6 protein-coding genes are annotated in these 14,389 nt (G+C 41.7%); all 6 read left to right on the top strand.

The window, feature by feature from the left end:
- Positions 1–178: 178 nt before the first annotated feature.
- The gene (locus WC615_RS18665; protein ID WP_372979580.1) at positions 179–2,638 is read left to right on the top strand and encodes a glycoside hydrolase family 31 protein; all 2,460 of its coding nucleotides are present in this window, start codon (positions 179–181) and stop codon (positions 2,636–2,638) included.
- Between the two features lie 207 nt (positions 2,639–2,845).
- Positions 2,846–4,465, top strand: a complete 1,620-nt coding sequence (locus WC615_RS18660; RefSeq protein ID WP_372979579.1) for a DUF6377 domain-containing protein — start codon at positions 2,846–2,848, stop codon at positions 4,463–4,465.
- 458 nt (positions 4,466–4,923) lie between these two features.
- Positions 4,924–7,950 (top strand): SusC/RagA family TonB-linked outer membrane protein, encoded by a 3,027-nt coding sequence (locus tag WC615_RS18655; protein WP_372979578.1) that lies wholly within the window; start codon positions 4,924–4,926, stop codon positions 7,948–7,950.
- Positions 7,951–7,963: 13 nt separating this feature from the next.
- A complete protein-coding gene (locus WC615_RS18650; RefSeq protein WP_372979577.1) occupies positions 7,964–9,502 on the top strand; it encodes a RagB/SusD family nutrient uptake outer membrane protein in 1,539 nt (512 codons plus the stop codon).
- Between the two features lie 161 nt (positions 9,503–9,663).
- Entirely contained in the window at positions 9,664–12,891 is a 3,228-nt protein-coding gene (locus tag WC615_RS18645) for a VCBS repeat-containing protein (protein ID WP_372979576.1), read from the top strand.
- A gap of 7 nt (positions 12,892–12,898) precedes the next feature.
- Positions 12,899–14,389: FG-GAP repeat domain-containing protein (locus tag WC615_RS18640; protein ID WP_372979575.1), on the top strand; the 1,491-nt coding region annotated here is incomplete at its 3' end.

The following is a 14,389-nucleotide window of genomic DNA, read 5'->3' as shown; positions in this document are numbered from 1 at the left end:
TAATAATTAGCGGGTTTTTGCTTTATAAAAAAATCTGCTCGATTGATATTGTATACGCCATGCCATAAATCTGTTCTAATTTCAGCAAATAATCGGCGGCAGTATGCCAATAGGCTGCCTGTGTTAAACAGCCCTAAACTGTTTAATAAACCATTGCTAAACCAGTACATTAATTAACATGAAACTAAACCGCTGCATTGCCCTTGCTGTACTATTTACGGCCTGCGCGCAACTCGTATTTGCCCAAAGCCCCGTAAAACAGGTTGGCAAGGTAACTGCTGTAACCATAAATAACCAGGAAGTTGATATCACCACCGAAAACGCCTTTGTAAAAGTAACGGTGTACAGCCCCAGCATTATACGGGTGCGTATGGATAAGCAAAAGCTTGCTGCCGATTTTTCGTACGCGGTAGTGAGCGAGCCGGTTAAAACCAAGGTTAACATTATTCAAACCACTGATGAGATAAACCTTACAACCGATTCGTTAAAGGTAAGTATCCGCAAAAATCCTTACCAGGTAACATTTACTACTCCGGCAGGCGAGGTGATCAACCAGGATGAGGCGGGCTTGACTACCTCATGGGTTAACGAATCTGTGACCACCTATAAACATATGCAGGATAACGAGCATTTTATAGGTTTGGGCGAAAAAACTGGCCCGCTGGATAGAAAGGGCAATGCATATACGCACTGGAACAGCGATACCTATGCGTATACCACCGGGCAGGATCCTATTTATTCTACCATCCCGTTTTACATAGGTGTACACCACAATGTGCAGTACGGGATCTTCTTTGATAACACCTGGCAAAGTGATTTTAACTTCGGCGCCAGTAACAACAGGTTCTCATCATTCGGTGCCAAAGGCGGCGAAATGAATTATTATTTCATCTACAATACGCACATTGCCGATATCATTACCTCGTACACATCGCTTACCGGTCGCATGAAAATGCCACCACTGTGGAGTTTAGGGTACCAGCAAAACCGCTACAGTTATTACCCCGAAGCAGAGGTAATGCGCATAGCCGAAACGTTAAGGGAAAAGAAAATTCCTGCTGATGGTATCACTTTAGATATCCACTACATGGATAAATACAAGGTATTCAGCTGGGATGCCACCCGTTTCCCCGACCCGGCAGCCATGATCAAAAAGTTGAACAACACCGGCTTTAAGGTAACCCTGATAGTAGACCCGGGCATTAAGGTTGAGAAAGGCTACGGCGTTTACGACCGTGGTGTTAAAGAAGATATTTTTGCCAAATACCCCGATGGTAGCTACTACACCGGCCAGGTTTGGCCCGGCTGGTGCCACTTCCCCGATTTTACCGACCCAAAAGGCCGCGCATGGTGGGGCACCGAGCTTAAAAAATATGCGAACGAAGGGGTAAGCGGGATCTGGAACGATATGAATGAGTTTAGCACCTGGGGCCAGAAGGCGCCGGATAACATCCTGTTCAGTTACGAAGGTAAGGGCGCATCGCACATGCAGATCCATAATGCTTATGGTTTAGAGATGATCCGCGCCAGCTATGATGGCTATAAAGCCGCGCGAGATAACAAACGTCCATTCATTTTAACCCGCTCGGGTTATGCAGGCTTACAACGCTACGCAGCTATCTGGACAGGCGATAACCGTGCCGAGAACGACCACATGCTATTAGGCGTCAGGCTGATGAATAGCCTTGGTTTAAGCGGCGTGCCATTCTCGGGGATGGATGTAGGAGGGTTTACCGGTGGTGCATCGCCATCGTTATACGCCCGGTGGATGCAGATTGGCGCGTTTAACCCATACATGCGTAACCACTCGGGCATCAACTCAAAAGCATCAGAGCCCTGGGCTTACGGCGAAGAGGTGTTAGAGATAACCCGTAACTATATTAACCTGCGTTACCGTTTGCTGCCGTACCTATATTCGAGCTTTTATGAATCGACACAAAGTGGCAGCCCAATTATGCGCTCGCTTACTATTGATTATACGCATGATGATAACGTTTACAATGGTTTATACGAAAACCAGTATATGTTTGGTAAATCATTCCTGGTGTTTCCGTTTGATGGGGTAACCAATTATGGCAAGCTGTATTTCCCTGCAGGTAAATGGTATAACCTATACAATGGCCAGGTACAACAGGGCAACCAAAAGGTGGCTATTGATCTGGGCATTTCGCAATTGCCGGTTTATGTAAAAGAGAGCAGTATTATCCCAATGCAATCGCAAATACAAACCACGGCCGAAAAACCAACCGATACCCTATACGTACACGTATACAAAGGTGATGTAAATAACAAGTTTGTGTATTACGAAGATGATGGCGAAAGCTTTGATTACGAAGGCGGCGCTTTCTACAAACGTACCATCGCGTACGACCCGGCTAAGAAAACCATCAGTTTTGCAAAGGCGGAAGGGGCGGCAAAATCAAAATTCACCAATATAAAACTGTTGTTACATGGTTTTGGAGATAACGTAGTTGTTAAGCTGAACGGCAAGCAAAGCAAAGCCGAGAACAGCTTTGAGGCGTTGATGGTACCTATCTCCCGGTTTGATCCAACAGGTTTATCAAACCCGGTAGAGGGCGAGAAGGTAAAAGCTGTACTGGTTAAAAACACCGGCGATCAGTTCAGTATCAGCTATTAGTTTTTAAGAGATTTATTTAATTCATATACAGGCCTGCATCTTATTGTTAAGATGCAGGCTTTTTTATTAGGGTTTTTATAAAAATGTGCCTTTTGGTATAAGTTTGGGGGATAATTGTTAATATTACGTTTGAAAGATTTTTGAGTTAAGTTTTTAATTAAAAAGCTTTAAGTTATTAACTTTTAATCCCTTTTGTAAACCAGTTATATGAGATTTTTTCTGAGGTTTTTTTTCGCGATGCTGTTTGCGTACCCAGCCATGGCTATCGGCGCCGGTACTGATAGTTTGCTAGCAGCCTTAAAAACGGAGATAAACAGGAAAAATATTTATGATGAAGAAAAGCAGGACAGGATAGCCCATCTGAAAAAGCTGCAACATGCTGCCAACCGGCTCGATTATTCAAAGCAGTATGATATTTGCTTGAAGTTATATGAAGAATATAAATCGTACCAGTACGATTCTGCATACGTATACGTAAATAAGCTTAAGAACATCAGCGTTGCCATGAACGACATGTCGAGGGCGTACTACAGCCAGATAAAACTGGGATTTATCCTGCTATCATCGGGCATGTTTAAAGAAACCTTTGACAGTATGAGTAAGGTTGATCCCAGGGTGCTTAACGATTCGATGAAGGTTGAGTATTACTTTATCATGTATCGTTGCAACAGCGACCTTGCCAAGTATAATAATGATAAGTATTCATCGCCGGTGTATATGAAAGCAAGCGATGCCTATATCGATTCGGCCATAAGCCTTACCCCAAAAGGTTCAACCCAGTGGATGCACTATACAGGTTTAAAGGATGCACAAGACGGTAACCCGGCCACGGGCGATGATGAGTTAAGCAAGATATTGAGCTCGGGCCGGCCTATTTCTATGCATTTGCGTGCCATGATAAATTGTTCGTTAGCTATTACCTATCTAAATGCCAACAAAAGAGAAAAGGCGCTGCCTTTACTTATTCAGTCGGCCATTGCCGATATTAAATCATCTACAAAAGAAACGGTAGCGCTTTTTACCCTTGCCGAGCAGTTATACAAAAACGGCAATATAAAAGATGCTTACGCTTTTATACAATTAGCCAAGGCCGATGCGGATTTTTATGGGGCAAGGCAGCGTAAAATACAAATAGGCGCCATTTTACCCCTGGTAGCCGCCGAAGAGTTGAACCACTCGGAGGAAGAAAAACAAACCATACTGAAGTATCTGCTGGCTATAACAGCGCTGGCATCGCTGGTTATTTTATTTTTAATAATGATATACAAGCAGTTAGGTAAGCTTAAGCATAAAGAACGTATTATAGAAGACCAAAACATCCAGCTAAAGGACATCAATCATAAGTTAGGTGAGGATGCACATATAAAGGAAGAGTATATCGGGCAGTTTTTTAAGATCATATCCGGCTATATACTCAAGCTCGAGAAGCTGAAAATGTCTATCGATACCAAGCTGTCGATAAAGAAGTATGATGATATCAGGTTGATTGTTAATAATATAAATATAAAAAAAGAGCGCGAGGCGCTGTATTACAGCTTTGATCATATCTTTCTGAAAATATTTCCCAATTTTATTTCTGTATTCAATTCACAGTTTGATGAGAAGGACCAGATATGGCCGCATGAGGATGAAGTACTGAATACGGATCTTCGTATTTTCGCTCTTATACGTATGGGTATAGATGATAACGAAACCATCGCCAAAATTTTAGAATACTCTGTAAACACCATTTATGTTTACAAAATGCGCGTAAAAGCAAAGTCAAAAAACCCCGAACAATTTGAACAGTGTATTATGGACATTAAGGCTGTTGATATAATCGAATAACACTCCGTTCAAATTGTATCATTAGTGATACTTTAAAAACTATATAAGATACTTTTTTAGCAAAAAACGGCTTAAAAAGCGTTAAAAATTGTTATATTTTTAAATCGTTTTTGTTAATCAACTATTTGATTTTCAATTATTTAATTGTTATAAAGTTTATATTTTTTTACAATTAATATAAAGTAGTAGGGAATAAGGCTCAGGACACACATCTTTGTATAGGGATAGAATGTTTTAATAAGTGATAAGCTTATTGAAATTAAGCCCTAAGCTTTAAATAGCACAATTATAAACCAATATAAACTGTACCAATTTTACTGAAGTTTTTTGTCGGGCGATATTATCTCACGACGCTATAAAAATTGATTTGCCGGTTTTTGCCTGTGAAACTTTTTTATGATGAAAAGCAAACCATGTACTAAAAATTATATAACCAATTATTAATTAAACCACAAACTATGCAATTTAAACACTTACTCACATTATGTTTTTTTGCTTTAACCTGTTTCTTTGTTCAGCCAGCCCTGGCACAAAACAAAGTTATAACAGGTAAGGTAACAGACGCCAAAACCAAAGAGTTGCTTATCGGTGTATCGGTAGGGGCTTCGGGAGGTATAGGCACCCTTACAAATGTTGATGGTACGTTTAGGCTTTCGGTACCTTCAGGTACAACAAGCTTAAACTTTTCTTACATCGGCTATAAACCATTGGTTGTTCAGTTGAATGGCCAGGCATCTCTTACTGTAAGCATGGAATCAGCCAGTACCTCGTTAAATGAGGTTGTGGTTATTGGTTACGGCTCGCAAAGGGTTAAAGATGCAACAGGTTCTGTAGCATCTTTAAGTCCTAAAGATTTTAACAAAGGTGTTATTGCAACGCCCGAGCAATTGTTGCAAGGCCGTATTGCCGGTGTTTCGGTAACTCCGTCAAGCGGTGAGCCGGGTGCGGGTGCTACAATCAATATCCGTGGTGCCAGTTCAATCCGTTCGGGTTCGAGCCCGTTATATGTAGTGGATGGTGTGCCTTTGGACAATGGTGGTACAGCAGGTGGTTTTGATAGCGGTGCGGGTGGTTCATCAGCACGTAACCCCCTTGCTTTTATTAACCCTGCAGATATCGAAAACATATCTGTGTTAAAAGATGCATCTTCTTCGGCCATATACGGTTCGCGTGGTGCTAACGGGGTTATATTAATTACCACCCGTAAAGGCCGTAAAGGCCAGGGGATACAATTTGGTGCAAACACAAGTATCTCAAATGCTGCCAAAACGTATGATCTTTTAAACCGCGATGAATTTCTTAAAGGTGTTGCAAGCGTAGGTGCTGATGCAGCAGCTGTTGATTATGGTGGCAATACCGATTGGCAAAAAGAAATTTTACGTACCGCGGTGTCACAAAACTATAACCTTGCATTTGGCGGCGCAAATGATAAAGGCGGCAGTTACAGGGCATCATTAGGATACGACAACCAACAAGGTGTTGTTAAAAATACAAATCTTAAACGTTTTACAGCCCGTATCAACGCTGCACAAACGTTTTTTAACGAGCGGTTGAAATTTGATCTACAGTCAACATACTCAAATGTAAAAGACAGGTTTGCACCTATTACTAACAACGCCGGCTTTAACGGATCATTAATTGGTGCTGCTATACAAACTAACCCAACAATTCCTGTATTTGATAATGCAGGCAGGTACTTTAACCTTAACGGGTATGAAAATGGTTTCCCTAAAAGTAATACTTTCAGAAACCCGGTTTCGCTGTTAGACCAGATAGATGATACTGACAACATTAACCGTTTCCTGAATAACTTAACGGTTACAGTTAAATTGTTTGGAGATATTTCATACAAGGGTAATATTGGTGCTGATATATCAAGAGGCATCAGAAATACTTATTACGACCCAACCATTGTAGGTTTTACTGATGAGGCCAATATTGGTGACTTTAGAGTACCTTCTGCAACAACGCATGGCCGTGCTGTAAGAGTTTGGAACGAATTGACCAGCATAACAACTGAGCATACTTTAAACTACGATAAAAAGTGGAAAGATAACAGCTCGTTAACCGCGGTAGTAGGTTATTCATACTCTACCTTTAAAAACTTCAGCCGTGGTAATTTAGGCTGGAACCAAACTGGTTATGGTGTTTTCCTGAAAGATTATGACGCTTTTCAAAACCACATGCCGTATGATTTTAGCGGCCGTAATGGTTTAGATAGCAGCAGCTACAAACTACAATCATACTTTGTACGTGTTAACTATTCTTACCAGGATAAATATATCCTTACCGGTACAGTAAGGAGAGATGGTTCATCAAGATTTGGTACAAACCATCAATATGCTAACTTCCCGGCACTTGGTTTTAAATGGAAGATAAGCAATGAAAGCTTTATGCCAAAAGGCGGATTTTTTGATGATTTAGGTTTAAGGTTAAACTATGGTAAAACCGGTAACCAGGATTATCCTTCATACGCTTCAAAAGCGCTTCAGCAGCTTAACTACTTAGGTACATCAACCACACCGCTTAATGCTGCTAACCCCGATCTGAAATGGGAAACACAAACAGCTTATGGCGCAGGTTTGGATTTTACTATACTTAAAGGCCGTATAACAGGTACAATTGATTATTTTAACAAATCACAAAAAGATCTGTTGTTCCTGCAAGATTTGGCACAACCTGCTGCAGTACCAAGATACTGGGTTAACCTGCCTGGTAACGTACGCAACACAGGTGTTGAAGTTGGTTTAAACTTTGCCGCAATACAAAGCAAAGACTTTAGCTGGGATATATCTTACAACATGACATTTATTAAAAACCGTGTTGAGAACTTTGGTAACCGTAACGTAATTACCGGTAATATTGATGGTCAGGGCCTTTCTGGTGCTTACTCTCAGTTCTTCGGTAACGGATACCCGCTGTATACCTTTAACTTGCCAAACTACACCGGTTTAGATGCAAACGGTTTTGGTATATACCCACAAGGTATTGACGCGGCTTCGCCACAGGGCAGCCCGCTTCCAACCTTCCTGGCAGGTTTAACCAACAACTTTAGCTACAAAAACTGGACACTGAATTTCTTCCTGAATGCTAACACCGGTTTCTATATTTATAACAATACAGCAAACGCATTCTTTTACAAAGGCAACCTTGTAAGCGGTCGTAACGTAACTAAAGCAATAGCTGAAACTAACGAGAACCCGCTTAACTCTGGTGAGGTATCAACCAGGTTCTTAGAGAAAGGTGATTTCTTAAGGTTACAAAATGCAAGCATCGGTTACACTATTCCGCTTAAGAATAATGCTATCAAATCGCTGCGCGTATCAGTAACAGGCCAAAATATATTCCTGATCACAAATTACAGCGGCCTTGACCCTGAAATTAATACAAACAAAGAAAGAAACGGTGTTCCTTCAAGAGGTATAGATTACACCGCTTATCCAAGCGCACGTACATTCACTTTAGGTTTAAATGCAAGTTTCTAATAAAATATTTAGTATGAAAAAAATAACAGTAAGGATAGCAATTTGCAGTTTAGTTATTTTAGCCACTGCTGGTTGTCAAAAATTAAACGAAACCGTTTACGGTTCAAAAACGGTAGATGAGGGGGGAGCTTCTTCTTCATCAGACCTTAATGGGGTATATTCACAGTTGTTTGGTCAAACAGATCAGGCAAACACCTATGCTTTGCAAGAGCACTCAACCGATGAGATGATGGGCCCAACCCGTGGTACTGACTGGGGAGATTTTGGTACATGGCGTAAATTACATACCCATACCTGGACGCCATCACATAACCAGGTTAATGATACCTGGGATCAGTTAAACATCGGTGTTTTCCGTGCAAGCCAGGTTATAGACAGGGCTACAGACAACCAGATAAAGGCAGAAGCAAGCTTTTTACGCGCTTACTTTATGTTCCAGGTGGTTGACTTGTACGGCCAGGCTCCGTACCGTGATCCTAAAGCGCCAAACTCTTCTATCCCAATTGTGTACAACCGTGCCGATGCAACAGCATTCATCATCAAAGATCTTGAATTTGCTGAAGCTAACTTAGGTACTGCCCCCAATATTGGTAAAGCAAGCAAAGCTGCAGCACAGGCGTTATTAGCTAAAGTTTATTTGAACAAAGCCGTATATACCGCTTCTACAGTAGGTGGCCCTTTCACATTTGCAAAAGCAGATATGGATAAGGTTATAGAGTATGCCAATAAAATTGAAGCAGAGGGTTTCGCCCTTGAACCAACCGGTAAATACTTCCAGGATTTTGCATGGGATAACTCAACAGAATCTCACGGTAACATTTTTGGTATATACAATACCGTTGCATTGGTAAACGGATCAGCTAAGAACCGTTGGAAAATGGGCTTGCACTATAACCAAACACCTGATGGTTGGAATGGCTTTACAACTCTTGCCGATTTTTATAAATCTTTTGATGCAAATGATGAGCGCCGTGGTGTTGCTTACCCGGGCTTAACTGATGTAGTTGGCTTAAGGGCAGGTTTTGCTGTTGGCCAGCAATACGGCCCTAAAGGCAAGGCTTTAACACAACGTAGCGGTAAACCACTTATTTTTACAGAAGAGGTTAATCTTAACTTTTCAACAGAGGCACAAGGTATCAGGGTATTTAAATATTTCCCACATCCAAATGCTGATGGTACTGTAACTGATAGTGGTGAGGATAATGACTATGTTATTTTGCGTTATGCAGATGTTGTTTTAATGAAAGCTGAAGCAATTATGCGTGGTGGTACAGATCCTAAAGGCGAAACAGTTTTAGGCCTTGTTAACTCTATCCGTACGCCTCGTGGCGCTACGGCATTGGCAACTGTTACCGAAGCAGACATGCTTGCTGAGCGTGGCCGTGAGTTGTACTGGGAAGGCTGGAGAAGGAATGACCAGATCCGTTTTGGTAAATTTAACGATCCGGTTGATCAGCGCCCTGCTACTACCGACAAAACACGCACTATTTACCCCATACCACAACGTGCGGTTGATACTAACCCTAACCTGAAACAAAACCCAGGTTATTAATTGATACCAGTTTACAATTAGTTATATTTGATTTGATTTTTTAAACGTAGCGAAGTAATTCGCTACGTTTGTTTTTTGTAACCTTCGTGATGTTAAAAAAAAGCACCCTTTTCTCCCTGATCGTTGTTTTTATTGCTTTGTCATCCTGTCATAAAAGCGATGTGAAAAACCCTCTTTTTTCACTACAATCCAATGATGATTTGGGCGTGAACTTTATCAATCAACTGGTTGATAAAAACCAAACCAACGTATTTACTTTTCGTAATTACTATAATGGCGGTGGCGTTGCCATTGGCGATGTGAATAACGATGGGTTGAATGATATTTACCTCACATCAAACCAGGGCGGCAATAAATTATACCTCAATAAAGGGAATTGGAAGTTTGATGACGTAACTGACAAAGCAGGAGTAAAAGGAACCAAATACTGGAGCACAGGCGTTACCATGGTTGATATTAACGGCGATGGCTGGCTTGATATTTATATTTGCCATAGTGGTAATATCATTGATAAAAAGGGGAATGAGCTTTTTATAAACCAGCATGATGGTACTTTTAAAGAGGAAGCCGAAAGGTATGGGCTTGTAGATAACGGCCTGTCTACACAGTCGATTTTTTTTGATATGGATAACGACGGAGACCTGGATTGTTTTATACTCAACAACTCCTTCAGGCCCATTGGCTCGTTTGATTTTAACCAAAACCTTCGTGCGGTGTTCGACCCATTGGGCGGAGCGCGATTATACCGTAACGATGGCGGGTATTTTACTAATATTACTAAAGAGGCCGGGATCTTCTCGAGCGATATTGGCTTTGGGTTAGGCGTATCAGTAGCTGATATTAATAATGACGGTTACCCGGATATTTACGTATCTAACGATTTTTTTGAACGCGACTACCTTTACATCAACCAGCATAACGGAAGGTTTAAAGAAGATATCCAGTCGGAAGCCGGACACCTGAGCCTGGCATCGATGGGTTCGGATATTGCTGATATCAATAACGACGGTAACCTGGATATCTTCACAACTGAGATGTTGCCCGAGAGCGATAAACGCATGAAACAGATAACCTCGTTCGAGTCGTTCGATGTGATCAAGCTTAAGCAGCACGATGGTTACTACAATCAGTTTATGCAAAATTGCCTGCAACTAAATAACGGCGACGGCACCTTCTCTGAAATTGCGTTTAATGCAGGTGTTAGCGCTACAGACTGGAGCTGGGGCGCATTATTCTTTGATATGGACAACGATGGCTGGAAAGACATATTCGTATCTAACGGAATATATAAAGACCTTACCGACCAGGATTACATCGAATTTTTAGGCAACCGCGAGAACATGGATAAGATTGCCGAGAAGAAGAAATTCGACTATAAAAACTTTGCCGATAAAATGGTATCAACGCCGGTTAGCAGCTATGCGTTTAAAAACAACGGCAACCTTACCTTTACCAACAACGCGCATGAATATGGGCTGGATCAGCTATCGTTCAGTAACGGTGCGGCCTATGGCGATCTGGATGGTGATGGAGATAACGACCTTGTGGTAAATAATGTGAACATGCCACTGTTCATCTATAAAAACAATGCAGAGAAACTGCACAATAATTACATCCAGCTAAAGCTGCAGGGCGAAGGGCTTAACCGCTTCGGTATTGGCGCTACCATAAAGGTTTTCTCAAAAAACTCCGAGATACTGCAATACCACCAGCCAACACGTGGTTTTGAAAGCAGCACGCCGCCAAACCTTATTACAATAGGCTTGGGTAAAGTAAAACAGATAGATTCTGTAATGGTAATATGGCCGGGCGGCAAATACCAGCTTGCTAAAAATGTACAACCCAACAAGGTTTATACCTACAAAATTGCCGATGCAAGATTGCAATATAACTTTGCAAAACCACTGGTAAAAACTTTGTTTGTAGAAGCAGAGAAAACCCTGTTTGATTCGGTGCCCAAACATACTGAAGACGGTTTTATTGACTTTGATAACGAGCGCCTAATGCTGCAAATGCTATCAACCGAAAACCCTTATATGGCAAAAGGTGATATCAATAAAGATGGGTTGACCGATTTTTATTTCGGCGCATCAAAGGATAGCCCTGCGGCGATATATGTACAGCAAAAAAGCGGCAGGTTTAAACAGTACATACCAGATGACCTGGCTAAACAAAGCTATCTGGAAAATGCCGGGGCTGTATTTGGCGATTTTGACGGCGACGGCGACGAAGACCTGATAATAGGCGTAGGCGGCAATGCAGACGAGGCCGGCACAAACATATACTACCCGCGCTTTTATGAAAACGACGGGAAAGGTAACCTGCATCGTAACGCGCAAAAGGCTATACAGGTAGCAGTAAACGCATCAGTAATAACCGCCTGCGATTATGATAAAGACGGCCACCTTGACCTGTTTATTGGCGGGCGCAGTGTGCCCGGTACTTATGGTGCATCGCCAAACTCATACGTATTGCATAACGATGGTAAGGGCAACTTTACCGATGTAAGCAAACAGGTATTTGGCGCCGATGTAAAACCGGGAATGGTTACGGCAGCGCAATGGGCTGATATTGATAATAACGGTTACCCCGACCTGGTAATAGCAGGTAACTGGATGGGTATAAAAATATACAAGAACAATAAAGGGGTGTTTACACTGGATAAGCAGCTGGATAACTACAGAGGATGGTGGGGCAGCCTGCAAATTGCCGATATTAATAATGATGGTAAACTGGATATAATAGCCGGTAACCTGGGCCTTAATTCAAAATTTAAAGCATCCGCTGCCGAACCGATGAAAATTTACGTGAAAGATTTTGATGGTAACGGTACCAAAGAATGCGTAACATCTATTTACAGGCAGGGCACGGCCTACGTGTTTCATATGAAGCCCGATCTGGTGGGGCAGATGCCTGTCCTCAAAAAGCAATACCTAAAATATAAAGATTACGCAGGTAAACCCTTCAACGAAGTTTTTACCGATAAAATGTTAGAAGGTGCCGAAGAGCATGAAATGAACTACCTGGCTTCGGCGGTATTTATAAATAATGGTAAGGGTGAATTTACATGTAACCCATTGCCTTACAAAGCGCAACTATCAAACGTAGGCACCATTTTGTGCGATGATATTGATAACAGCGGTACACCATCCATTATACTTGGTGGTAATTTTTACGGCTTTAAGCCCGAGGTTGGCCGCTTAGATGCAAGTTATGGGCAAATTTATAAGTACACTAAAAACGGATTTGTTTATATTTCGCCAGCCAAAAGTGGTATTAAACTTAACGGGCAGGTACGCTCTTCTTTAACGATGAAAAACAGCCAGGGAGAGAAATACTATTTATTCGGAATAAACGACGATAAGCTTAAAGCTTATAAATTACGTTAAGCACAATATGCCAAAAGCTAAACCAGTTAAGCCCAAAGCTAAGCCATACAAACAAATTATATTTTTTTGCTGTGTAATACTGGCGGGTATTGCCATGTACATGTCATGCCATACAAAAAAACGTGGCGATGGTATTTTTAAGCTGCTATCTGCCGATGAGACCCGTATCAATTTTGTAAACAAAAACGTGGTTTCAGATTCGGTTAATATATTAGATTATTTGTACTTCTATAACGGGGCAGGGGTGGCATCGGCCGATTTTAATAACGACGGGCTGGAAGATATCTACTTTGTATCAAACCAGGGGCCTAATAAACTTTACCTCAATAAAGGCGGTCTTAAATTTGAAGATATTACCGCCAAAGCAGGCGTTGCCGGTACCGGCAACTGGAAAACCGGGGTAACGGTTGTTGATATAAATGGCGATGGTTACAAGGATATATACGTTTGTGTGGTATCTAATTACAAGGGCTTTAAAGGTAAAAATCAGCTGTATATCAATAACGGCGATCTGACGTTTACAGAATCGGCAGCCAAATACGGGTTAGATTTTGCGGGCTTCTCCACCCAGGCATCTTTTTTAGATTATGATAAAGATGGCGACCTGGATATGTTCCTGCTAACCTCATCGGTACACAGCAACGATACCTATGGCGACTCTACCCTGCGGTTTAAAACCAGCCATGATGCAGGCGACCACCTGTTCAGGAACGATAACAACAAATTTGTTGATGTAACCGCCAATTCGGGTATTTATTCGGCGCCAATAGGCTATGGCCTTGGTGTAAGTGTTGGCGACTTAAACAACGATGGCTGGGATGATATTTACGTAAGCAACGACTTTTTTGAGCAGGATTACTATTACCTGAACCAACGCAACGGTACGTTTAAGGAAGAGTTGAAAAGCGCTTTCGGGCATACCAGTTTATTCTCTATGGGGAACACCATCACCGATGTAAATAAAGACGGGCACCTGGATGTGATCAGTACCGATATGCTGCCTGAAGAAATGAAGGCGCTAAAATCAACCATAAATGATGAACCGCTTGATATTTATAACCAGGAGGTAAATGCGGGCTATTATTACCAGTACTCAAAAAATAGCCTGCAATTAAATGTAGGCAACGGTAAAAAATTTGTGGATATCAGTTTGTATTCAGGCGTTTCGGCAACAGACTGGACATGGTCGCCGCTGGTGCAGGATTTTGACATGGATGGCCGCAAGGACATGTTTTTTTCAAACGGTATCAAAAAACGCCTTAACGATATGGATTACCTGAAATACCTGGGCGACCCTAACGTGATAAAAGATTTTAAGACCAGCCGCTTTTTCGATAAGGAAAAAATTAACCTGATGCCCGATGGCAATGTACACAATTACCTTTACCATGGCGATGCTCAGCTAAAGTTTAGTGATGTATCGGCAGGTAATGATATGCGCGATCCGTCTATCTCGGCAGGTTCGTTAGCCGTGGATCTGGATAATGATGGCGACCTG

This window comes from Mucilaginibacter sp. (assembly GCF_041663085.1).
In the GTDB taxonomy this organism is placed as follows: Bacteria; Bacteroidota; Bacteroidia; order Sphingobacteriales; family Sphingobacteriaceae; genus Mucilaginibacter.
The sequence above is the reverse complement of the archived record's forward strand: the minus strand, read 5'-3'. Positions and strand labels throughout refer to the sequence as shown.